This is a genomic window from Mesorhizobium sp. WSM4829, assembly GCF_055811475.1.
On record NZ_JBVVQJ010000024.1, the window covers coordinates 78,124 to 100,363 of the forward strand.

Consider the following 22,240-nt stretch of genomic DNA (forward strand, 5'->3'; position numbering starts at 1 on the left):
CGACGCCCAAGCCGTCATGTCATGCTGGCATCAATCAGCGTCGACGATCACGCCGCGCCGAGGCGGAGGTCACCCGTGTCAATATGCTGGAGAAACCAGGCATAGGTCTGCTCCAATCCGCTCTGAAGCGAGTACCGCGGCCGCCAGCCCGTGGCAAACAGGCGCGACACGTCCATCAGCTTGCGCGGCGTGCCGTCCGGCTTGGTCGCATCGAATGTGAGCGCCGCCTCGGCGCCGACGACGGCGAGCATGGTGCGGGCCAGTTCGGCAATGGTGATGTCTTCGCCCGAGCCGACATTGACGTGGCTGTCGCCGGCATAGTTTTTCAGCAGCCAGACCAGAGCGTCGGCGGCGTCGTCGACATGCAGGAACTCGCGCATCGGCGTGCCCGATCCCCAGACCTCCAGGGTTTTGTCGCCGGCGCGCTTGGCCTTGTGTGCCTTGCGCATCAGGGCTGGTACGACATGGCTGGTGGAGAGGTCGAAATTGTCGCCGGGGCCATAGAGGTTGGTCGGCATCGCCGAGATGTACTCGACACCATATTGACGCCGATAGGCCTGGCAGAGTTTCAGCCCAGCGATCTTGGCGATCGCGTACCATTCGTTGGTCGGTTCGAGCGGACCGGTCAGCAAGGCATCCTCGGCGATCGGCTGCGCCGCAAACTTCGGATAGATGCAGGATGAACCGAGAAACAGCAATTTCTGCACCTCGTTGCGGAAGGCGCTCTCGATGACATTGGTCTGCATGATGAGATTGTCCTGCAGAAAATCGACCGGCAATTTGTTGTTTGCCAGGATACCGCCGACCTTGGCCGCCGCCATCACCACCGCATCCGGCCTGTGGCCAGCCATCCAGCGCCGCACACCGGCCTGGTCCATCAGGTCGAGTTCATCGCGGGATGCGGTCAGGACCTCGCAGTCCTCGTCCGCCAGCCTGCGCAATATGGCCGAGCCGACCATGCCGCGATGCCCGGCCACGAAAACGCGCTTGCCCCTTAGGTCGAAATCCATTGGCGTATCCCTATGCAGAACGGCCGCTATGACCATCTTGCGTCGGCGTGCCGGATGGTCCTGCGTCGGACGCATAGCGCATACAGATTTGCCGAGACAAGGCAAATCGGAGATTCGGGCGAGCTCTTCTTGTGGTATGGCGGTCAGACACCCGCCACGGCGCACAGGCTCTTCATTCTGGCGATGGCAAGCTCCGGGTCGGCCAGCAATCCGGCCTGGTCGGCAAGGCGGAACACATCGGCATAGTGGCTAATGCCGCGCGCCGATTGCATGCCGCCGACCATCGAAAAATGGTCCTGGTGGCCGTTCAGCCACGCCAGCAAGACGATACCGGCCTTGTAGTACTCGGTTGGCGCCTCGAAGATTTTCCGTGACAGCGGTACCGTCGGCGCCATCAGCGCGTCATAGCCTGAACGGTCGCCAGCGGCCAGTTTCGCCAGCGCGGCATTAGCGACCGGCGCGATAGCGTCGAAAATCCCGAGCAGCGCGTGCGAATGTCTCTCGCCATCGCCGGCGATCAGCTCGGGATAGTTGAAATCGTCGCCGGTGAACATGACCACCCCTTCCGGCAGCCGGTTGCGCAGGGCAACCTCTTTGCCGGCATCGAGCAGCGATATCTTGATCCCCTCGACCTTGCCGGCGTGGCGTTCGATGATGGCGACGACCGTATCGAGCACAGTCTCGAAATCATGGCTGCCCCAATAATTCTTCAGCGCCGGATCGAACATGTCGCCCAGCCAGTGCAGGATGACCTTGCCGGATGCCTGGGACAGGATGCGGTCATAGACGCTGGCATAGTCTTCGGGACCCTTGGCGACAGCCGCAAGCGCGCGGCTGGCCATCATGATCGCCTTGCCGCCGAGGCCTTCGATGAAACCGAACTGCTCCTCATAGGCCGCGATGACATCGTCGAGCGTCCTGGCGGCGCCTGGCGCCAGATGGTCTGTTCCGGCGCCTGAGGCGAGGTCGGCGCCCTCGACGGTGCGCGCCTCGGCGATCGAGCGGCTGATCAATTCCCTGGCGTTTGTCCAGTCGAAACCCATGCCCCGCTGCGAAGTATCCATCGCCTCGGCGATGCGGAAGCCGAGCCGCCACAGATGATGGCGGAACGCCATCGTGCGCTCCCAGTCGACCGCTGGATGAGCCCACGGATCGGTCATCACGAGAGGATCGGCAACGACATGGGCGGCGGCATAGGCGATACGCGAAAACCGCGCGCCGATCACCGGCTGTGCCGGCTGGCCGACAAGGCGGTAGCGAGTGCTGCGACCGCCCTCCCCGGGCAAGGCAATTTCCATCGATTTCTCCCTTGGTCGCGCTATTAAATGGAACGTTCCAACAAATCAAGGACCTTTGGATTCTCGATCTATACCCTAGAATGCTGCATTGCAGCGAAGAAATCCGTCTAAAGAGCGGCATTTAAGCGCCGATTGCCAGATTTTTCGAATTCGGGAAAAATCCTGATTGACTCAAATCCGGCTCAGAATTAGAACGTTCCAATAAATTCGGCCAGAAAAAACCGGAGGACGTATCTGAATGGCCAGCAGGCCCAAGGCGACGATACTCGACATTGCCCGTGAGGCGGGCGTGTCCAAGTCGACGGTGTCGCTGGTGCTGCAGGGCAGCGGGCTCATCCGGCCTGAGACCGCGCTGAAGGTTCGCAAGGCGATCGAGGATGTCGGCTATGTCTACAACCGCGGCGCCGCCAATCTGCGCAAGGCCCATTCCAACGTCATCGGCATGGTCATCAACGACCTTACCAACCCGTTCTTCGCCGAAATGGCGGTCGGCATGGAGCGTGTGTTCCAGTCGGCTGATATCGTGCCGTTCATCGCCAACACGGCGGAAAACCCGGTGCGCCAGGAAGAGGTGCTGAAATCGCTGATGGAGCAAGGTGTCGCCGGGCTGATCGTGTCGCCGGCGCGCGGCACGACGCCTGGTGCTTTCCGCCGCATCGAGATGGCGGGCCTTCCGATCGTCTTCACCATGCGCCGCCTTCCTGAAAGCCGCATCCCGGTGATAGCGCCCGACAATCATCGCGGCGCCTGGCTCGCCACCGCCCATCTGATCGGCAAAGGGCATCGCCGGCTGGCGTTCTTCGGCGGCTCATCGGATCTGGTAGTCTATCACGAGCGGCTGGGCGGTTTTCGCGAGGCCTGCGAGGGGCTCGGCATCGCCAAGCGCGATACATTGGTCGTCGAAGGCGAAACCAGCCGCAAGGGCGGCATTGCCTGCCTGGAGACGGCCCTCGCCATGGCCGAGCCGCCGAGCGCGGCGCTGTGCTTCAACGATGCGGTTGCCTTCGGCGTCATGCTGGCGCTGCGCAAGCGCGGCCTCGAGCCCGGCGCGGATTTCGCCGTTGTCGGCTTCGACGACGTGATCGAAGCCCAGCACTACATGCCGGCGCTGACCAGTGTCGCGGTGGATTCGGCAGGCCTCGGCGAGCGCGCCGCCCATGTCATGCTGAAGATGATCCAGTCGCGCACCACGCGCGCCGAGGATCATATCGGCGCAGTCAACCTCGTCGTCAGGGACAGTTGCGGTCCTGATCGCCGTGCCGGAATGGGGGACGCGGCATGACCGTGAAATGGGGGCTGATCGGCGCAAGCACGATCGCCAGGCAATTCGTGATCAACGCCATTCGCGCGCAACCGAACAGCGAGATCACGGCGGTGATGAGTTCCAGCCCGGAGCGCGCTACGACCTATGCCAAGGAGAACGGCATTGCGCTCGCCGTCTCGACGCTCGATGCATTGCTCGGCTCCGACATCGACGCCGTCTACATCTCGACCACCAACGAATTGCATCTCGAACAGGCATTGGCCGCCATCACTGCGGGAAAACATGTGTTGTGCGAAAAACCGCTGGCGCTGACCAGCGCCGATGCACGCAAGATGGTCGCCGCCGCCAAGGCGGCCGGTCTCGTGCTCGGCACCAACCATCATTTGCGCAATGCCGGCTCGCACCGGGCGATGCGCGAAGCCATTGCCGCCGGCCGCATCGGCAAGCCGATTGCCGCGCGCGTCTTCCACTCGGTCTATCTGCCCGAAAATCTGCAGGGCTGGCGGATCACCAGGCCGGAAGCCGGCGGCGGCGTGGTGCTCGACATCACCGTGCACGATGCCGACACGCTGCGCTTCGTGCTCGGCGACGATCCGCTCGAGGTTTCGGCGTTCACCCAGGCCGCAGGCATGGCCAGCGGCGGGCTGGAAGACGGCGCCATGTGCATCTGGCGCTTCAGATCGGGCATCATCGCCCAGTCGCATGAAGGCTTCACCACCAAATTCGCCGGCACCGGCTTCGAGGTGCATGGCAGCGAAGGCTCGCTGATCGCGAAAGATGTGATGACGCAGAAGCCGATCGGCTCCGTGCTGCTGCGCACGGCAAAGGGCGAAGAGGAATTGAGCTTCGACCGCGAAGATCTCTATGTCCGTTCCCTGCGCCAGTTCCATGCGGCGCTCGGTGGCGAAGGCCAGCCGTCGGCCACCGGCGAGGACGGCGTCTGGTCGCTGACATCAGCCGAAGCCGCGTTGCAATCCGCGAAGTCCGGAAAATCGGTCGCGATCGATCCGAATCTCGGGGGCGCAGCGTGAGCAAACTCGTCTCCGCAGCGCAAGCCGCCAGCCTGATCGGCGACGGCATGGTCGTTTCGGTATCGTCGTCGAGCGGTCTCGGCTGCCCGGATGCGGTGCTCGCCGCGATCGGCGAGCGCTTCGACGCGCAAGGCCATCCGAAGGACATCACAACGCTGCACCCAATCGCCGCCGGCGACATGTACGGCATCAGGGGTATCGACCACCTGGCCAAGCCCGGCCTGCTGAAGCGCACGCTGTGCGGCTCCTATCCGTCCGGCCCTTCATCCTCTGAACCGCCGCAGATCTGGAAGATGATCGGTGACAATTCGGTCGCTGCCTACAATGTGCCCTCAGGCATCCTGTTCGACATGCATCGCGAGGCCGCTGCCAAGCGCCCCGGCGTGCTGACCAAGGTCGGCCTCGACACCTTCGCCGACCCGCGTCATCAGGGCTGCGCCATGAATGCGGCGGCCAGCGAGCCGATCGTTTCGGTGCAGCAGTTCGACGGCGAGGAATGGCTCTATTTCCGCTCGATCGTGCCTGATGTCTCGATCATCCGCGCCACCACCGCCGACGAGCGCGGCAACCTCACCTATGAGCACGAGGGCGCTTATCTCGGCGGGCTGGAGCAGGCGCTCGCCGCCCGCAACAATGGCGGCATCGTCATCGCGCAGGTCAAGCGCGTCGTCGAGAATGGCACGCTGAAGCCGCATGACGTGCGCGTGCCCGGTGTGCTGGTCGACCATATCGTGGCGGCGCCCGACCAGCTGCAGACGACGCTGACACCCTACGACCCGGCCATCTCCGGCGAGATCTTCCGGCCGCTGTCGACTTTCCGCAACGCCGAGATGAGTGTCCAGAAGGTCATCGCGCGACGCGTCGCCATGGAGCTTGCCGACGGCATGGCCGTCAACATTGGCTTCGGCATCTCGGCCAACGTGCCGCGCATCCTTATCGAGGAAGGCCAGCACGGCAAGGTCACCTGGGTGATCGAACAGGGCGCGGTCGGCGGCGTGCCGCTGCTCGATTTCAAGTTCGGCTGCTCGTCGAACGCCGACGCCTTCATGCCTTCGCCACACCAGTTCACCTACTTCCAGGGCGGCGGTTTCGACGCGTCGCTGCTGTCCTTCCTGCAGATCGACCGCCACGGCTCGGTCAACGTGTCGAAGCTTTCGGCGCGGCCGCATGTCACCGCCGGCGCCGGCGGTTTCGTCGACATCACCGCGCGGGCGAAGAAGATCGTCTTTTCCGGTTTCTTCAATGCCGGCGCCAAACTGTCGCTGGCCGATGGCGGCATCCGCATCGACGGGGAAGGCAAGGTCAAGAAGCTGGTCGGTGAGGTCGAGCACATCTCCTTCTCGGGCAAGCGCGCTGTCGCGCAAGGACAGGACATCACCTATGTCACCGAGCGCTGCGTCATGGAGCTGACGCCGGATGGGCTGATGGTGACTGAGTTGGCACCGGGCATCGACCTCGAGCGCGACGTGCTGGCGCAGGCCGAGATCCCGCTCGCCGTCGCCAACGACCTGAAGGTCACGCCGGATGCGCTCTACCGTGACCGGCCGATTGGACTGTCGCTCAATGGCGGCGCCTCGCTTGGAGGCGCGCATGGCTGAGCGTCTCGTCAGCTTTGAAAAAGACGGTGCCATCGGCATCGTCACGCTGCGCCGGCCGGAGAAATTCAACGCGCTCGACATCGCGATGCTGCGCGCGCTGGAAGCCGCACTCGATACGGCCGAGGCCGCGGACGGCGTCCGCGTCGTGCTGCTGTGCGGCGAAGGCAAGGGCTTTTGCGCCGGTGGCGACGTCGAAGCCTGGTCGCAAATGAGCGCCGCCGATTTCCAGGTGCAATGGGTTCGCTACGGCCACCGCGTCTTCGATCGGCTGGCGCGGTTGCGGCAGCCGACGATCGCCGTTTTGTCCGGCCATGCACTGGGCGGCGGGCTGGAACTGGCGGTCGCCTGCGACTTCCGCGTCGCCGAGGCGCAGGTGAAATTAGGTTTTCCGGAAACCTCGATCGGCGTGGTGCCCGGCTGGTCCGGCACGCAACGCGCGGTGCGCCGCTTCGGCGCGCAGACGGTGCGGCGCATGGCGCTTGGCGGAGAACTGTTCGTGGCTGCCGAAGCACTCGTTCTGGGCATCGTCGACCGGGTGGTCGAAACGGGCAACGCATTCACCGAGGCCAGGGCCTGGGCCGGCAAGATCGCCGAGCGCGGCCCGCTGGCAACCGAGGCCGCCAAGCTGATGATCGCGATCGCCGAAGGCGAGGACAGTGCTGCCGCGACAGAGGCGCTGGCCAGCGGCTTCATCGCGCTGACCGGCGATCTTAAGGCCGGTGTCGACGCCTTCAAGGCCAAGCAGAAACCAACGTTTTCAAGATCGTAGTTGCAAACGGAAGCCCACATGAACTTGCCCCTCGAGATCGCCATGCCCGCTGAGGCATCCGCAGCACCGAAGACCTACCGGCTGCTGATCGACGGCAAGTTCGTCGATGCCCGCGACGGCCGCACGCTGGAGCGCAACAGCCCCGGCCACGGCTTCACCGTTTCGCGCTATGCGCAAGCCGGCGCGGCGGAAGTCGAGGCGGCGGTGCAGGCCGCGCACAAGGCTTTCGAGACCGGCCCCTGGCCGCGTATGAAGGCCGGCGAGCGCGCCGCAATCCTGCTCAAGGCGGCGGGCCTGATCGAGGCGCGGCTCGAGGAGATTGCCCGGCTCGACGCGCTGGAATCCGGCAAGCCGATCGCCCAGGCGCGCGGCGAGATCGGCGGTGCCGTCGACATCTGGCGCTATGCCGCAGCACTTGCCCGCACGCTCCATGGCGAAACCTACGCCAATCTCGGCGACGCCATGCTGGGCGTCGTGCTGCGTGAGCCGATCGGCGTCGTCTCGATCATCACGCCGTGGAATTTTCCGTTCCTCATCGTCAGCCAGAAACTGCCGTTCGCGCTCGCCGCCGGCTGCACGGCCGTGGTCAAGCCGAGCGAGATGACCTCGGCCTCGACCTTCGTGCTCGGCGACATCCTGATGCAGGCCGGCTTGCCGGATGGCGTTGTCAACATCCTCGCTGGACTGGGCGCCGATGTTGGCGCGCCGATGGTCAGCCATCCGCTGGTCGAGATGGTGTCGTTCACCGGCTCCACCCGGGTCGGCAAGGTGACCATGGCGTCGGCTGCGAACGCGCTGAAGAAGGTCTCGATGGAGCTCGGCGGCAAGAACGGCCAGATAGTCTTTCCAGATGCCGACCTCGAAGCCGCGGCCGACGCGGCGGTGTTCGGCGGCTTCTTCAACGCCGGCGAATGCTGCAACGCCGGCAGCCGGCTGATCGTCCATGAGGCGATCGCCGACGACTTCCTCGGCGCAGTTAAGGCGCTTACCGCCAGGGTCACCGTTGGCGATCCGCTCGACGACAGCACCAAAGTCGGCGCGATGATCTCTTCCGAGCACCTCTCCAAGGTCACCGGCTACGTGGCGGCGGCGGCAAACGACGGCAGCAGCGTCTATAGCGGCGGCAACCAGATCGCCTCCAATGCCGGTCAGTATCTCGATCCGACCATCCTTCGCGGCGTGACCGAAGACATGGCCATTGCACGTGAGGAAGTGTTCGGCCCGGTGCTGTCGGTGCTGACGTTTGGATCGATTGAAGAGGCGTTGCGCATCGCCAACAACACGCCCTATGGTCTATCGGCGGGTGTGTGGAGCGCCAGCATCGACACCTGCATGTCGGTGGCGTGGAGTGTGCGTTCGGGAACCGTTTGGGTGAACACGTTCATGGAAGGTTATCCCGAGCTGCCTTTCGGAGGCTACAAGCAATCCGGTCTCGGACGCGAACTCGGCAAGCGCGCCGTCGAGGATTATACCGAGGAAAAGACAATCCAGTTTCATCGCGGCCAGCGCACCGGATGGTGGGTCGGCTGAGCTGTGAAGAACCCGGCGGACAGCCGCCGGTCGTGTAGCTGCAACAAGGGAGGAAGTACATGTTGCGCAAACTGCTTATCGGAACGGCTCTCGGCTCGGGTCTTGCGTTCGCGGCCCATGCCCAGGACGTCAAGGAAGTCGAGATGCTGCATTGGTGGACGTCTGGCGGCGAAGCGGCTGCCTTGAACGTGCTCAAGGAGGATCTGGCCAAGCAAGGCTTTGCCTGGAAGGACGTGCCCGTGGCCGGCGGCGGCGGCGACGCCGCCATGACCGCGCTGAAGGCGATGGTCGCGGCCGGCAACTACCCGACCGCCTCGCAGATGCTCGGCTATACCGTGCTCGATTATGCCGCGGCCGGCGTGATGGGCGACCTGACCGAGACGGCGGTAAAGGAAGGCTGGGACAAATCCGTTCCGGCCGCCCTGCAGAAATTCTCGGTCTATGACGGCAAGTGGGTCGCGGCTCCGGTCAACGTCCACTCCGTCAACTGGCTGTGGATCAACAAGGCGGTGATGGACAAGATCGGCGGCACCGAGCCCAAGACCTTCGACGAATTCATCGCGCTGCTCGACAAGGCCAAGGCTGCGGGCGTCATCCCGCTCGCGCTTGGCGGCCAGAACTGGCAGGAAGCCACCATGTTCGATTCGGTCGTGCTGTCGACCGGCGGACCTGAGTTCTACAAGAAGGCCTTCAACGACCTCGACGAAGAGCAGCTGAAATCCGATACGATGAAGAAGTCGTTCGACAACCTCGCCAAGCTCGTCACCTATGTCGACCCGAACTTCTCCGGCCGCGACTGGAACCTCGCCACCGCCATGGTCATCAAGGGCGATGCTCTGGTGCAGGTGATGGGCGACTGGGCCAAGGGCGAATTCAACGCCGCCAAGAAGACCCCAGGCACCGACTTCCTGTGCTATCGCTTCCCGGGCACCGACGGCAGCGTGGTTTACAACTCCGACATGTTCGGCATGTTCGACGTTCCGGACGATCGCAAGGCCGCGCAGGCCGCCTTGGCCACCGCCACTTTGTCGAAGAGCTTCCAGTCGGCTTTCAACGTCGTCAAGGGCTCGGTCCCGGCCCGCACCGACGTGCCCGACACCGACTTCGACGCTTGCGGCAAGAAGGGCATGGCCGACCTGAAGGCCGCCAACGAAGGCGGCACGCTGTTCGGTTCGCTGGCGCAGGGCTATGGCGCGCCGCCGGCCGTCGCCAATGCCTACAAGGACGTCGTCTCGAAATTCGTCCACGGCCAGATCAAGACCTCGGACGAGGCCGTGACCCAGTTGGTCAACGCAATCGAAGACGCCAAATAAGAACCAGGCATGAAAGGACCTTCCCCGCTCCGGTGGGGAAGGTTCCACCAAGCCAGGATGGTCGGCTTCTGGTCGGAATGGCGCCGGCGATCAACCAACACGCCCCGTCTCGACGGGGCTATCCTTCCCCGCCTGGCGGTGAAGGGACCCGCGAGGGAGGAGCCCATGACAACGGTCGCGACCCAGATCAAGCTGACGCCGGAGCATAATGCGCGCCCGGGCGCGTCGGTGCGTTCGCGCCTGCAGGACGCGCTGCCGAAGATCGTGCTGGCGCCAAGCTTTGCGATCACCATCGTCTTCGTCTACGGCTTCATCCTGTGGACGGTCTATCTGTCCTTCACCAACTCCAAGACCTTCCCGTCCTATGCGCTGACTGGGCCGCGTGCCTATCAGAGGCTATGGCGCTGGACCTTCGAGAGCGACCCGCCGTCGAGCTGGTACACGTCGATCACCAATATGGGCATTTTCGGCTTTCTCTACATCTTCATCTGCCTGGCGCTCGGCCTTTTCCTGGCCATCCTGCTCGACCAGAAAATCCGTGGCGAAGGCATGTTGCGGCCGATCTATCTCTACCCGATGGCGCTGTCCTTCATCGTCACCGGCGTCGCCTGGAAATGGTTCCTCGATCCCGGCCTCGGCCTCGAGCAGACGCTGCATCAATGGGGCTGGACGAGCTTCCATTTCGACTGGATCAAGAACAAGGATTTCGTCATCTACACCGTGGTGATCGCCGGCGTCTGGCAGGCCTCGGGCTTCATCATGGCGATGTTCCTCGCCGGCCTGCGCGGCATCGACGGCGAGATCATGAAGGCGGCGCAGATCGACGGCGCCACCACGTTCCAGCTCTATCGCCGGATCGTCATCCCGCTGCTGCGGCCGGTGTTCCTCTCGGCCTTCATCGTGCTCGCTCACCTCGCCATCAAGTCCTACGACCTGGTCGTAGCACTGACCAGCGGCGGGCCGGGCGGCTCGGCCTGGCTGCCGTCGAACTTCATGTATGAGTACACTTTCAAGCGCAACGAAATGGCCGTCGGCTCGGCCAGCGCCGTGATCATGCTGATGACCATCACCGCGATCATCGTGCCCTATCTCTATTCCGAGCTCAGGGAGCGGCCGCGATGAGCGTCATTGCCACGCCCACTCGCCAGAGCACTGGCGGCATCAGCGCCAGGACCGTCAACCGCATCGTCATCTACGGCCTGCTGGCGCTGTTCGCGCTGTTCTACCTGATGCCGCTGTTCGTCATGCTGGTGACCTCGTTCAAGACCATGGACGAGATCCAGAACGGCAACATGCTGGCGCTGCCGCAGGCGCCGACCTTCGAGCCGTGGCTGAAGGCGTGGGGCGAGACCTGCGTCGGCCTGACCTGCGCCGGCATCAAGGGCTATTTCTGGAATTCCATCAAGATGGTGGTTCCGGCGGTGCTGATCTCGACGCTGCTCGGCGCGCTCAACGGCTATGTGCTGACCAAATGGCGCTTCCGCGGCCACACGCTGGTTTTCGGGCTGATGCTGTTTGCCTGCTTCATCCCTTTCCAGTCGGTGCTGTTGCCGATGGCGACGATCCTCGGCAGCCTCGGCCGCTTCGGCGTGACGCTGCGAAACGCAACGGGATTTTCATTCGGCCTGGGCAATCCGACGGTCAATCTGGTCTTCGTCCACGTCGTCTACGGGCTCGGCTTCACCACTTTGTTCTTCCGCAATTATTACGAGGCGTTCCCCACCGAACTGGTCAAGGCGGCACAGGTCGACGGAGCCAGCTTCTTCCAGATTTTCCGGCGCATCATGCTGCCGAATTCGATGCCGATCTTCGTCGTCACCGTCATCTACCAGTTCACCAACATCTGGAACGACTTCCTGTTCGCCTCGGCCTATGCCGGCACCGGCGACGCGATGCCGATGACCGTGGCGCTGAACAACGTCGTCAACACCTCGACCGGTGTCGTCGAGTACAACGTCAACATGGCGGCGGCGATGATCGCCGCACTGCCGACCCTTCTCGTCTATGTGGTCGCTGGCCGCTATTTCGTGCGTGGCCTGATGGCCGGCGCCGTCAAAGGATAATCGAATGGCTTTTCTCGAAATCAATGGGCTGAGGAAGCGGTTCGGATCGGTCGAGATCCTGAAGGGAATCGACCTCGATCTCGAAAAGGGCGGCTTCCTCGTGCTGGTCGGCCCGTCCGGCTGCGGCAAGTCGACCTTGCTCAACACCATCGCCGGCCTGGAAACCATCACCGAAGGCGAAATCCGTGTCGACGGCCGCACGATCAACGATCTCCACCCCTCGAAGCGCGACATCGCCATGGTGTTCCAGAGCTATGCGCTCTATCCGAACATGACCGTTGCGGGAAACATTGCCTTCGGCATGGAGATGCGCGGCGTGCCGGCCCAGGAGCGCCAGAAGGCGATCGACAAGGTGGCGAAGGTGCTGCAGATCGGCCACCTCCTGCAGCGCAAGCCGAGCCAGCTTTCCGGCGGCCAGCGCCAGCGCGTCGCCATGGGCCGGGCGCTGGTGCGCGACCCCAAGCTGTTTCTCTTCGACGAGCCGCTCTCCAATCTCGACGCCAAGCTGCGCGTCGACATGCGCATCGAGATCAAGCGGCTGCACGCAACCACCGGCACCACGATCGTCTACGTCACCCACGACCAGATCGAGGCGATGACGCTGGCCACCAAGATTGCGGTGATGCGCGACGGCGAGGTGCAGCAGTTCGGCACGCCTGCCGAAATCTACAACAACCCGACCAACCTGTTCGTCGCCGACTTCATGGGCTCGCCGGCGATGAACCTTATCCCGGCGACGATCGGCGGCAATGGCAAGGCGCTTTCCGTGGTGCTGCAGCGCGAGGCGCGCGAGCCGATCTCGCTGCCGCTGGCCGATGCGCCGACTGGTCTGTCGGCATTCCACGACAAGCCGATCATTTTTGGCGTCCGTCCCGAGGCCCTGACCGATCCTGAAGGAGCCGAACGCAACGCATCGAACATCGCCACCGCCGACTGTCACATCGAGGTTGTGGAACCGGCCGGCTCCGACACCTTCGCCGTCACCAATCTCGGCGGCAAGGCGGTGGTGGCGCGTCTGCGCGCCGACGCCAACATCCAGCCGGGCACGGTCACGCCGCTCGCCTTCAACCTGACCAAGGCGGTGTTCTTCGATCCGGCGACCGAGAACCGCATCCTCTGACAGCCATGACAAACCCGGACATCGTCATTATCGGCTCCGGCATCGGCGGCGCCACGATCGCTTCCGGCCTTGCCGGCAGTGGCGCCTCGATCCTGATGCTGGAGCGCGGCGAACTATTGCCGGCGACGCCGCACACGCGCGACACGCGCGCCATCTTCGTCGACGGCCACTACCGGCCGAAGGAGATGTGGCGCGAGGCCGGGGGTGCTGCGTTCAATCCCGGCAATTATTACTATGTCGGCGGCAATTCGAAATTCTATGGCGCGGTGCTGATCCGCTACCGCAGGCAAGACTTTTCTGTCATGGAGCACTATGGCGGCGTCTCGCCGGCCTGGCCGTTCTCCTATGAGGAATTCGAGCCCTGGTATTCCAGGGCCGAGCAGCTTTTTCGCGTGCGCGGCGCACTCGGCGAAGACCCGACCGAGCCGTTCCACTCGATCCCCTACCCCTTCGGGCCGGTGCCGGACGAGCCGCCGATCGCCCGCGCCCGCGCCGAACTCATGGGCCTCGGCTTGCATCCGGCATCGCTGCCGCTCGGCGTCGACATCGATGCCTGGCTAAAGGACGGCAAGACGGGCTGGGACGCGTTTCCCAACACCGGGACCGGCAAGGTCGACGCCCAAACGGGGCCGCTCGCGGCGGCACTGGCTGACCAGAACATCAAGATCGAGACCGGTGCCCATGTCGAATGTCTCGAAGCCTCATCGGATGCCAGAACGATCGCCGCCGTTCACTATCGCCAGGACGGCACGCTGAAGAAATTGACGCCGAAGCTGGTCATCCTCTCGGCCGGCGCCGTCAATTCCGCCGCCATCCTGCTGCGTTCGCCGTCCCCGAACGGAAACGGCCTTGCCAACCGCTCCGACCAGGTCGGCCGCAACTTCATGAACCACAATTCGAGCGCCATGCTGGCGATCGATCCACGCCGCAGGAACACCTCCGTCTACCAGAAGACGCTGATGCTCAACGACTACTACCTGTCCGACGGCAAGGGCGGCAGGCCGCTCGGCAACGTCCAGCTTCTCGGCAAGATCGACGGTCATATCCTGAGAGCCAACGTCAAGCTTGCGCCCAAATTCGCGCTGGACTTCATGGCCGGCCACGCCGTCGACTGGTACCTGATGTGCGAGGACCTGCCGGACCCCGAAAGCCGCATCATGGTCGACGGCAAGGACATCGTCATGCAGTGGCGGCGCTCCAACATGCAGTCGCTCGACGGGCTGACCAAGGTGATGCGCGAGAACTTCCGCGCCTGTGGCTATCCGATCGTCCTGTCGCGGCCTTTCGACAAGCGCACGCCGTCGCACCAGTGCGGCACGGTCAAGATGGGCGACGATCCGGCAACCTCGCCGCTCGACCCGTTCTGCCGCTCGTTCGACCACAAGAACCTGTTTGTCGTCGACGCTGGCTTCCTGCCGAACTCGGCCGCGGTCAATCCGGCGCTGTCGATCGCCGCACAAGCGCTGCGCGTCGCCGACCACATCCGCAAGACGGAGCTTGTCCTATGATCGGTCTGCGCCGCCCCTCATCCGCCTGCCGGCACCTTCTCCCCGTGAACGGGGAGAAGCCCGCTGGCCGCAACCTCGGCGCCTTTTTTGCAACGCTGGCGATTGGCGAAGCAGGCGATGAAGGCGTCCTTCTCCCCGTCACCATGCGGGGAGAAGTGCCCGGCAGGGCGATGAGGGGCGGCGCTGACGTCCAAAGGAACATCTTCACATGAGCCGTCCGGCAGCCATCATCACCGGCGGCGCGCGCGGCATCGGCCTTGCCTGCGCCGAGGCGCTGGCCGATGCCGGCTTCGATATCCTTGTCGTGGACCTTGCCGAAAAAGCCGGCGACGGGCTTGTCGCTGACATCACCGCCCGCGGCGCGAAATTCGCCTACCACAGCAGTGACATTGCCGACCTCGACGACCATGCCGCACTGGTCGATGCCGCGACAAGCGCCTTCGGCCGCATCGACTGCCTGGTCAACAATGCCGGCATCGGCGCCGTGGTACGTGGCGACCTGCTGGAATTGAAACCGGAAAACTTCGACCGGATCCTCGCCATCAATCTGCGCGGCACCGTCTTCCTCAGCCAGGCCGTTGCCAGGCCGATGCTTGCGGCGCCGGGTGATTTTCCAAAAACGATCATCACCATCACCTCGGTCAGCGCCGAAATGGCCTCGCCGGAACGTGCCGACTATTGCATCTCCAAGGCCGGACTTTCGATGTGGGTGAAAACCTTGGCGCTACGCCTCGCCGCCGAAAATATCGGCGTGTTCGAGGTGCGGCCGGGCATCATCCACACCGACATGACCGCAGGGGTAATGGCCAAATACGACGCGCTGATCGACGGCGGGCTGGTGCCGGCCAAGCGCTGGGGCGAAGCCGCCGATGTCGGTGCCGCGGTCGCGGCACTCGCCGGCGGCAAGCTCGGCTTTTCGACCGGCTCGATCATCAATGTCGACGGTGCGCTGTCGGTGCCGAGGCTGTGAACAGGTGACGCCATGACCGACTATATCATCGTCGGCGCCGGCCCGGCCGGCTGCGTGCTGGCCAACCGGCTGAGCGAAGAGCCATCGAATTCAGTGCTGCTGCTCGAAGCGGGCGGCAAGGACTGGCACCCGCTGATCCATATGCCGGCCGGTTTCGCCAAGATGACCAAGGGCATCGCCGCCTGGGGCTGGTCGACCGTGTCGCAAAAGCACATGAAGGACCGGGTCTTCCGATACACGCAGGCCAAGGTGATCGGCGGCGGCTCCTCCATCAACGCCCAGATCTACACACGCGGCAATGCCCGCGACTACGACGCCTGGGAGAAGGAAGAGGGCCTTGCCGGCTGGGGCTATCGCGACGTGCTGCCCTATTTCAAGCGGGCCGAGAACAACCAGCGCTACGCCAATGATTTTCACGGCGACCAGGGTCCGCTCGGCGTGTCGAACCCGATTGCGCCGCTGCCGATCTGCGAGGCTTATTTCCGCGCTGGGCAGGAGATGGGCATTCCCTTCAATCCGGACTTCAACGGGGTAGCCCAGGAAGGCGTCGGTTATTACCAATTGACGCAGAAGGACGCGAGACGCTCCTCTGCCTCGGTCGCCTATCTCAGGCCGATCCGCGCGCGAAAAAACCTGACCGTCAGGACGGATGTGCTGGTGACGCGCATCGTCATCGAGAAGGGCCGCGCCGTCGGTGTCGAGATCGTCGACAGGCCGGGCGGCGAGAAGAAAATCCTGCGCGCCGAGCGCGAAGTCATCGTCTCGTCCGGCGCCATCGGCTCGCCGAAGCTGCTGATGCAGTCGGGCATCGGCCCGGCCGACCATCTGAATTCGGTGGGCGTGACGCCGGTGCACGACCTGCCCGGCGTCGGTTCCAACCTGCAGGATCATCTCGACCTGTTCGTCATTGCCGAATGCACCGGCGACCACACCTACGACAACTACGCCAAGCTGCACCGGACGGTGTGGGCCGGCCTGCAGTACCTGCTGTTGAAAAAAGGCCCGGTTGCCTCCAGCCTGTTCGAGACCGGCGGCTTCTGGTACGCCGACCCGACCGCCGCCTCGCCCGATATCCAGCTGCATCTCGGCCTCGGCTCCGGCATCGAGGCCGGTGTCGAAAAACTGAAAAATCCGGGCGTGACGCTGAACTCGGCCTTCCTGCGCCCTCGATCGCGCGGCACGGTGCGGCTGAACAGCGCCGACCCGGCCGACCACCCGCTGATCGACCCGAACTACTGGTCCGATCCCTACGATCGCGACATGTCGATCAAGGGGCTCAGGCTGGCGCGCGAGATCATGCGGCAGAAAGCGCTGGCCCCCTACGTGCTGCGCGAGGTGCTGCCGGGGCCGACACTCACCAGCGACGACGAACTGTTCGACTATGCCTGCCGCAGTTCCAAGACCGACCACCACCCTGTCGGCACCTGCCGCATGGGCCATGATGCGATGAGCGTGGTGACGCCCGATCTCAGGCTGCGTGGTATCGAGGGCTTGCGCGTCTGCGACGCTTCGGTGATGCCGCGCATCCCCTCCTCCAACACCAATGCGCCAACCATCATGGTCGGCGAAAAGGGCGCCGATCTGATCCTTGGCCGCGACCCGCTGCCGCCGGCCGTGTTTTCTACCAACCAAGCGGCATGAGATTCCAAGAATGATCAGGCACTGTGTTTTCGCTCGATTCCGCAATGACGTCACCGACGACGAGCGCGCGGTAATCCATGCCGATCTTGAGGCGCTGCGGTCGGTGATCGACGGCATGGCCAAGGTCGAATTCAGCGCCAATGTCAGCCCAGAACCGTTCGCGCGCGGCTTCACGCACGGCTTCACCATCGACTTCAGCGATGCCGCCGCACGCGACGCCTATCTGGTGCATGAGGCTCACAGCCGAGCCGGCGCTCGGCTGGTCGCGGCGCTTGAAGGCGGAACCGACGGGCTGATGGTGTTCGACCTCAAGATAGGCGTTTAATGCATGTCGCGCAAAAGCATGCCCTCGGGCACTGACCCGAGGGTGTGCAGCGGTTTTGCGTTAACGACATGCATAAAACAACAATCCAAAGCGCGTCGCGTGAGGTCGGTCGAACGCGACGCGCTTTAGCCTATCCAAGCCTCAGCGCGACGACGCCGGCAACGATGCTGAGCACGGCGGCACCCCGCCACGCCGTCATCTTCTCGCCGAGCGCAAACACCGAGATCATCATGGCGAACAGGATCGAGGTTTCGCGCAGCGCCGCGACCGAGGCGATCGGCGCCTTGGTCATCGCCCACATCACGATCCAGTAGGCGGCGCCGCTGAGCACGCCGGTGTACACGCCCGCCTTCCAGTCCCGCGCCAGGACCGGCAGCGCCTTTGGTCCGCGGAAGATCAGGCACAGCACCAGCGCCCACAGCGCATCGCAGACGAACAGCCATGCGGCATAGCTCGACGCCGTCGCGGCCAGCCGCGCGCCGCTGCCGTCGGACAGCGTATAGCCGGCGATGAAGATCGAGGTGCCCAGCGCAAAGCCGACGGCGCGCAGGTTCAGCCTTTCCAGATGCGCGCCGCCGCGAAACGACAGCAACAGCGTCCCGGCCGACAAGAGAACAATGCCGAGGATGGCGAGCGGCGCCGGGACTTCCGCGACGACCACGATGCCGCCAAGTGCAGCCAGCAGCGGCGCCGTGCCGCGCGCCAGCGGATAGGTCTGGGCGAAATCGCCGGCCCTGTAGGCGGCGATCAGGAACGTCCTGTAGCCCATGTGGAAGATTACCGAGGCGATGACATAAGGCCACGCTTCCGCTTTCGGCACCTCGACGAAAGGCAGCGCCAGAAGCGCCACGGCGCCCATGCCGACCGTCATCAGCGTGATCGACAAAAAGCGGTCGAGATGAACCTTGACCAGCGCGTTCCAGATCGCGTGCATGGCGGCGGCGGCAAGCACCGCGAAGAAGACGAACAAGGTCATCGGCGGCTCATGCGCCTTCGGCCCCCGTCGCGAACGGCGTTTTCAGGTCGATCTCGACCCGCAGCGGAAAATGGTCCGAGGCGATTTCGTCGATATCGGCGCTGGCCGAGCGGACCCGTCCCGCCAACATCCCGCCGACGAAGCAATGGTCGAGCCGTCGCTTTGCCAGCTTGCCGTCGATGGTCTTCACATGGGTATGGAAATCCGCCGTCGGGTCGCTGGCGACGGCGGCGGCATCGACAAAACCGTTGAGATAGGCAGCACCGCGATGGTACGGCGTGCTGCCAACGATGCGCCGGTACTCGGCGCTGCCCGGCTCCATGTTGAAATCGCCCAGCCAGATCGCCGCCAGCGGGTTTTCCGGCTCCGGCTCGCCATTGCTCCAGTTGCGCACGGGCTCATCGTCGGCGCCGCTCCACGGGCCGCCGTCGGACGGCGCGCGGCGATGCTCGGCGAGCAGATAGTCGATCTGCTCCAGCCGCTCTTCGGCGGCGATATGCGCCAGATGCAGCGACAGCACCCGCACCGGACCGGCAGGGGTGTGGATCATGCATTCCAGCGCTGCGTTGCGGGTGTTGAGCGGACGCACGGTGCGGCGCAGCGGCAGCGTGTGCAGGCGCGACCAGACGATCGGCAGCTTGGACAGGACCATGGTGCCGAATTGCCGCCGCCGGTTGACGATGCGGCCGTCACGCCGCTCGCTGGCGTCCATGTCGAAGGCCGGCCCATAAACCCAATAGTATTCGGGCAGCAGTCGCGAAAGGATTTCCGGCTGGTCATCCTCGTTGCTGCGCAGCCAGTGCCGTTCCACTTCCTGCAACGCGATGATGTCTGCGCCAGCGACAACCTCGGCGGAGCGCGCGAGATCGTAGCGGCCGTCGCTGCCGAAACCGTATTGGATGTTGTAGCTGACCAGCTTCATTGCTTAACCGGCTCAATTTCGTGATGGCAGTAGCGGTTTGGCGGATTGGTTGCAATGTGCAGCCGGATGCAGAGAGCTTGGGCCAGATAGCGCAGCTAAGTCGTCAGCGGCTGGAATCGTCCCGGCGGAGAAGCGGCCAGTTCCGACCAGTCGATTTCCTCCTCCAGGCGATGATACGCTTCGTCGCCGATCGTCCCGTCGATACGCAATTGCTCCAGCGCGTCACGCTGGCTCTTGATGGCATAGAGGCGCAGCCTGTCGTACTCGGTCGCTGCCTGGGCGTCCTCCGGGTTTTCAGCGATCGTGCGCTGCGCGGCAAATTGCTCGCGGACCACGGCCGCGGCATTCGATGTCTTGCCGCTCAACACATCCAGCGCGGCCTGCATGATGGCGACGCGTGCCTGCGCGACCTCGCGGTCGACAGTTCCGTCCGGATCGAGACGAAGCAGGCGCAGCAGCGGCTTCAGGCTGATGCCTTGCAGCACCAGGGTGCCGAGGACGACCGAGAAAGCGGCGAGCACGATTGGGTCGCGGCCGGGAAAGTCAGCTGGCAAGGCAAATGCTGCTGCAAGCGTGACAAGGCCGCGCATGCCGCACCAGCCGATCAGCACGCCGCCACGAAATGACGGCGCCTCGGCCTGCCGTTTCGCGTCACCGAAGCTGGCGAGCCACCTCATGATCGCGCCGCATCCAAGCACCCAGACGAGACGCGAGACGATGACGACAGCCAGCACGGCTGCGGCAAAGACAAACGCTTCGACCTGCCCCTGCTCGGCAAGCCGGCCGACGATCGATCGTGCCTGAAGTCCCATTAGGACGAAGGCCAGCACGTTGAGCACGAACACCGCCGTCTCCCAGACCGAATAGGAGCTGACGCGATTTCTGGCCGGCATGTGGCGCGGCGCGGTACGTGCGATGGTCATGGCATAGACCACGATTGTTATAATGGCGGAGAGCCCGATCCTGTCGGCCAGGATCCAGACGCCGAACGTCCCGGCAAATTGCACCACCGTGCCGCTTGCCGGATCTCTGATGCGGCTGAGGGTGACGAGAGACAATCGGCCGAGCACGTAACCAGCGGCAAGGCTGCCGACCGTCGACAGCAGGATCATCGGAACCGCGCTGCTCACCAGGATGGAGCCGGCAGCTGCGGAAACCGCCATGCGGTAGATCAGCAGTGCCGTGGCGTCGTTGAGCAGGCTTTCGCCTTGCAGGATCGCGGTGACGCGGTGCGGCACCTTGAACTGTCCAAGCACGGCCGACGCCGCCACGGCATCGGGCGGCGCCACGATCGCGCCCAGCGCAATGGCCGCAGCGATCGGCAGGCCTGCCATCGTCCATCCAACGAGCGCCACGGCAGCGGTGGTGAAAACGACGGCGCCAAGCGCCAGCAGGACAAGCGGCAGTCTGTAGCGATTGAGATCGCGCAGCGACGTGTCGTAGGCCGCGTCGAGAAGCACCGGCGCGATGAACAGGGCGAGCGCCAGCTCGGGATCGATCTCGATAGTCGGCGCAAACGGCAGAAAGGCGATGCCCGCGCCTGCCAACGCCAGCAACGACGGATAGGGAACCTGGAGACGCCGCGACAACGCCGTCAGCGCGACGGCGATCAGCAGGAGAACAAGGGTCAGCTCGAAAAGCGCCATGCCTCATCGTAGCGGCGAAGCCGGGCGATTGGCAGGCAAAAAAACGGCGATGGCTTTGGCTGGTGAATGGTGAATGGTGAATGGTGAATGGTCGCTTGCAGAGAAATCTCGGGCGCGTAAAGCGCCTTCTTGCTATTCACTATTCACCATTCACCATTCACCATCCACTATTCACTCTTCCCCTAATGCAGCACCAGCATGTCGCCCGACGAGAACGAAATCTCGGCCTTCTCGCCGACAGCGGGCGGCGGCGCGGCCGGGCTGTTGAACGTGTCGAGCGACACCGTGCTGCCGCCGATGCCGACGCGAACCCGGATGACCGAGCCGAGGAAGTGCACTTCGGTGATCTCGCCCGAAAGACTGGAGTCGCGGCCGGGATGGCGGCCGAGCGAAATCGCCTCGGGCCGCAGCGCCAGCGACAGCGTGTCGCCGGACTTGGAGCCGTTTAGCTTTCCCTGCAGCGAGACCTCTTGCGAATTGACGCGCACCTTGCCCGAGGCTGCATCGGTGACGGTGCCTTCGAGCACGTTCAGCGTGCCGACGAAATTGGCGACGAACTTGGTCGCCGGCCGGTTGTAGATCTCGAACGGCGTGCCGACCTGCTCGGCCTTGCCGCCATACATGACGGCGATGCGGTCGGAGATCGACAGCGCCTCTTCCTGGTCGTGGGTGACGAAGATGGTGGTGATGCCGAGCTTCTTCTGGATCGAGCGGATTTCCTCGCGCAGCGACACGCGCACCTTGGCGTCGAGCGCCGATAACGGCTCGTCGAGCAGCAGGAGCTTCGGCTTCGGCGCAATCGCCCGCGCCAGCGCGATGCGCTGCTGCTGGCCGCCGGAGAGCTGATAGGGATAGCGGTCGCCCATCTGCGGCAGCTTGATGAGGTCGAGCATCTCGGCAACGCGCCTGTCGGCATCGGCCTTGGGCATGCCCGCGACCTTCAGCCCGAAGCCGATGTTTTGCGCCACGGTCAGGTTGGGAAACAGCGCATAGGCCTGGAACACCATGCCGACATTGCGCTGGTTGGGCTTGAGCCGGGTGATATCCTTGCCGGCGACGACGATCTTGCCGGCGTTCGGCTCCTCGAAGCCGGCGACCATACGCAGCACCGTCGTCTTGCCGCAGCCCGATGGCCCGAGGAAGGAGACGAATTCGCCCGGCTCGACGTCGAGGTTGAAATCCTGGACGACGGTGGTGGCGCCGAAGGATTTTCGCACATGCTGGATGGAGAGGAATGGCTCGGCCATGGCTTTTTT

19 protein-coding genes are annotated in these 22,240 nt (G+C 64.1%); 13 read left to right on the forward strand and 6 right to left on the reverse strand.

Annotated elements, in window-relative coordinates; genetic code table 11:
- Nucleotides 1-47 precede the first annotated feature (47 nt).
- The gene (fcl, locus tag AC0L17_RS22125; RefSeq protein ID WP_473517395.1) at nucleotides 48-1,010 is read right to left on the reverse strand and encodes a GDP-L-fucose synthase; all 963 of its coding nucleotides are present in this window, start codon (nucleotides 1,008-1,010) and stop codon (nucleotides 48-50) included.
- Between the two features lie 143 nt (nucleotides 1,011-1,153).
- Nucleotides 1,154-2,308: a dihydrodipicolinate synthase family protein gene (locus AC0L17_RS22130; protein ID WP_473517396.1), complete on the reverse strand. Its 1,155-nt coding sequence runs from the start codon at nucleotides 2,306-2,308 to the stop codon at nucleotides 1,154-1,156.
- Nucleotides 2,309-2,546: 238 nt separating this feature from the next.
- Here AC0L17_RS22130 and AC0L17_RS22135 point away from each other — a divergent pair, with 238 nt between their 5' ends.
- The 13 genes from AC0L17_RS22135 (at nucleotide 2,547) to AC0L17_RS22195 (ending at nucleotide 17,440) form a co-directional block, all read left to right on the forward strand.
- Nucleotides 2,547-3,590: a LacI family DNA-binding transcriptional regulator gene (locus tag AC0L17_RS22135; protein WP_473491118.1), complete on the forward strand. Its 1,044-nt coding sequence runs from the start codon at nucleotides 2,547-2,549 to the stop codon at nucleotides 3,588-3,590.
- A complete protein-coding gene (locus AC0L17_RS22140) occupies nucleotides 3,587-4,603 on the forward strand; it encodes a Gfo/Idh/MocA family protein (RefSeq protein WP_473517397.1) in 1,017 nt (338 codons plus the stop codon). The genes AC0L17_RS22135 and AC0L17_RS22140 overlap by 4 nt, the downstream gene beginning before the upstream one ends.
- Nucleotides 4,600-6,201: an acyl CoA:acetate/3-ketoacid CoA transferase gene (locus tag AC0L17_RS22145; protein WP_473517398.1), complete on the forward strand. Its 1,602-nt coding sequence runs from the start codon at nucleotides 4,600-4,602 to the stop codon at nucleotides 6,199-6,201. The genes AC0L17_RS22140 and AC0L17_RS22145 overlap by 4 nt, the downstream gene beginning before the upstream one ends.
- Nucleotides 6,194-6,970, forward strand: a complete 777-nt coding sequence (locus AC0L17_RS22150) for an enoyl-CoA hydratase/isomerase family protein (protein ID WP_473517399.1) — start codon at nucleotides 6,194-6,196, stop codon at nucleotides 6,968-6,970. The genes AC0L17_RS22145 and AC0L17_RS22150 overlap by 8 nt, the downstream gene beginning before the upstream one ends.
- A gap of 18 nt (nucleotides 6,971-6,988) precedes the next feature.
- On the forward strand, nucleotides 6,989-8,500 hold the full coding sequence (locus AC0L17_RS22155) for an aldehyde dehydrogenase family protein (protein WP_473517400.1): 1,512 nt from the start codon (nucleotides 6,989-6,991) through the stop codon (nucleotides 8,498-8,500).
- 59 nt (nucleotides 8,501-8,559) lie between these two features.
- The gene (locus AC0L17_RS22160; protein WP_473517401.1) at nucleotides 8,560-9,813 is read left to right on the forward strand and encodes an ABC transporter substrate-binding protein; all 1,254 of its coding nucleotides are present in this window, start codon (nucleotides 8,560-8,562) and stop codon (nucleotides 9,811-9,813) included.
- A 165-nt stretch (nucleotides 9,814-9,978) separates the two neighbouring features.
- On the forward strand, nucleotides 9,979-10,935 hold the full coding sequence (locus AC0L17_RS22165) for a carbohydrate ABC transporter permease (RefSeq protein ID WP_236392586.1): 957 nt from the start codon (nucleotides 9,979-9,981) through the stop codon (nucleotides 10,933-10,935).
- Nucleotides 10,932-11,876 carry a carbohydrate ABC transporter permease gene (locus AC0L17_RS22170; protein ID WP_091600410.1) on the forward strand — a complete coding sequence of 315 codons (945 nt, stop codon included), beginning with the start codon at nucleotides 10,932-10,934 and terminating at the stop codon, nucleotides 11,874-11,876. The genes AC0L17_RS22165 and AC0L17_RS22170 overlap by 4 nt, the downstream gene beginning before the upstream one ends.
- 4 nt (nucleotides 11,877-11,880) lie before the next feature.
- Nucleotides 11,881-12,996 (forward strand): ABC transporter ATP-binding protein, encoded by a 1,116-nt coding sequence (locus AC0L17_RS22175; RefSeq protein ID WP_473517402.1) that lies wholly within the window; start codon nucleotides 11,881-11,883, stop codon nucleotides 12,994-12,996.
- Nucleotides 12,997-13,001: 5 nt separating this feature from the next.
- Complete coding sequence (locus tag AC0L17_RS22180; RefSeq protein WP_473517403.1) at nucleotides 13,002-14,504, forward strand: GMC oxidoreductase; 1,503 nt, start codon at nucleotides 13,002-13,004, stop codon at nucleotides 14,502-14,504.
- 208 nt (nucleotides 14,505-14,712) lie between these two features.
- The gene (locus tag AC0L17_RS22185; protein ID WP_473517404.1) at nucleotides 14,713-15,474 is read left to right on the forward strand and encodes a 3-ketoacyl-ACP reductase; all 762 of its coding nucleotides are present in this window, start codon (nucleotides 14,713-14,715) and stop codon (nucleotides 15,472-15,474) included.
- A gap of 12 nt (nucleotides 15,475-15,486) precedes the next feature.
- Nucleotides 15,487-17,115, forward strand: coding sequence for a GMC family oxidoreductase (locus AC0L17_RS22190; protein WP_473517405.1), 1,629 nt, complete (start codon nucleotides 15,487-15,489; stop codon nucleotides 17,113-17,115).
- A gap of 10 nt (nucleotides 17,116-17,125) precedes the next feature.
- Nucleotides 17,126-17,440 carry a Dabb family protein gene (locus AC0L17_RS22195; RefSeq protein WP_473517406.1) on the forward strand — a complete coding sequence of 105 codons (315 nt, stop codon included), beginning with the start codon at nucleotides 17,126-17,128 and terminating at the stop codon, nucleotides 17,438-17,440.
- A 130-nt stretch (nucleotides 17,441-17,570) separates the two neighbouring features.
- On the opposite strand, the gene AC0L17_RS22200 is transcribed toward AC0L17_RS22195, so the two are convergent.
- From AC0L17_RS22200 to AC0L17_RS22215, 4 genes are all read right to left on the reverse strand, one after another.
- Nucleotides 17,571-18,416 carry an EamA family transporter gene (locus tag AC0L17_RS22200; RefSeq protein WP_473517407.1) on the reverse strand — a complete coding sequence of 282 codons (846 nt, stop codon included), beginning with the start codon at nucleotides 18,414-18,416 and terminating at the stop codon, nucleotides 17,571-17,573.
- 7 nt (nucleotides 18,417-18,423) lie between these two features.
- Entirely contained in the window at nucleotides 18,424-19,338 is a 915-nt protein-coding gene (locus AC0L17_RS22205) for an endonuclease/exonuclease/phosphatase family protein (RefSeq protein WP_473517408.1), read from the reverse strand.
- A gap of 95 nt (nucleotides 19,339-19,433) precedes the next feature.
- Nucleotides 19,434-20,984 (reverse strand): cation:proton antiporter, encoded by a 1,551-nt coding sequence (locus AC0L17_RS22210; RefSeq protein WP_473517409.1) that lies wholly within the window; start codon nucleotides 20,982-20,984, stop codon nucleotides 19,434-19,436.
- A 182-nt stretch (nucleotides 20,985-21,166) separates the two neighbouring features.
- Nucleotides 21,167-22,231, reverse strand: coding sequence for an ABC transporter ATP-binding protein (locus AC0L17_RS22215; protein ID WP_473517410.1), 1,065 nt, complete (start codon nucleotides 22,229-22,231; stop codon nucleotides 21,167-21,169).
- Between the last annotated feature and the right edge of the window lie 9 nt (nucleotides 22,232-22,240).

Bases quoted from the DNA above. Each gene is read 5' to 3' on its own strand.
- AC0L17_RS22210 (WP_473517409.1), bottom strand. From the start codon at position 20,984: ATGGCGCTTTTCGAGCTGACCCTTGTTCTCCTGCTGATCGCCGTCGCG.
- AC0L17_RS22205 (WP_473517408.1), bottom strand. From the start codon at position 19,338: ATGAAGCTGGTCAGCTACAACATCCAATACGGTTTCGGCAGCGACGGC.
- AC0L17_RS22180 (WP_473517403.1), top strand. From the start codon at position 13,002: ATGACAAACCCGGACATCGTCATTATCGGCTCCGGCATCGGCGGCGCC.
- fcl (WP_473517395.1), bottom strand. From the start codon at position 1,010: ATGGATTTCGACCTAAGGGGCAAGCGCGTTTTCGTGGCCGGGCATCGC.
- AC0L17_RS22140 (WP_473517397.1), top strand. From the start codon at position 3,587: ATGACCGTGAAATGGGGGCTGATCGGCGCAAGCACGATCGCCAGGCAA.
- AC0L17_RS22160 (WP_473517401.1), top strand. From the start codon at position 8,560: ATGTTGCGCAAACTGCTTATCGGAACGGCTCTCGGCTCGGGTCTTGCG.
- AC0L17_RS22150 (WP_473517399.1), top strand. From the start codon at position 6,194: ATGGCTGAGCGTCTCGTCAGCTTTGAAAAAGACGGTGCCATCGGCATC.
- AC0L17_RS22135 (WP_473491118.1), top strand. From the start codon at position 2,547: ATGGCCAGCAGGCCCAAGGCGACGATACTCGACATTGCCCGTGAGGCG.
- AC0L17_RS22195 (WP_473517406.1), top strand. From the start codon at position 17,126: ATGATCAGGCACTGTGTTTTCGCTCGATTCCGCAATGACGTCACCGAC.
- AC0L17_RS22165 (WP_236392586.1), top strand. From the start codon at position 9,979: ATGACAACGGTCGCGACCCAGATCAAGCTGACGCCGGAGCATAATGCG.
- AC0L17_RS22185 (WP_473517404.1), top strand. From the start codon at position 14,713: ATGAGCCGTCCGGCAGCCATCATCACCGGCGGCGCGCGCGGCATCGGC.
- AC0L17_RS22215 (WP_473517410.1), bottom strand. From the start codon at position 22,231: ATGGCCGAGCCATTCCTCTCCATCCAGCATGTGCGAAAATCCTTCGGC.
- AC0L17_RS22190 (WP_473517405.1), top strand. From the start codon at position 15,487: ATGACCGACTATATCATCGTCGGCGCCGGCCCGGCCGGCTGCGTGCTG.
- AC0L17_RS22200 (WP_473517407.1), bottom strand. From the start codon at position 18,416: ATGACCTTGTTCGTCTTCTTCGCGGTGCTTGCCGCCGCCGCCATGCAC.
- AC0L17_RS22130 (WP_473517396.1), bottom strand. From the start codon at position 2,308: ATGGAAATTGCCTTGCCCGGGGAGGGCGGTCGCAGCACTCGCTACCGC.
- AC0L17_RS22155 (WP_473517400.1), top strand. From the start codon at position 6,989: ATGAACTTGCCCCTCGAGATCGCCATGCCCGCTGAGGCATCCGCAGCA.
- AC0L17_RS22170 (WP_091600410.1), top strand. From the start codon at position 10,932: ATGAGCGTCATTGCCACGCCCACTCGCCAGAGCACTGGCGGCATCAGC.
- AC0L17_RS22175 (WP_473517402.1), top strand. From the start codon at position 11,881: ATGGCTTTTCTCGAAATCAATGGGCTGAGGAAGCGGTTCGGATCGGTC.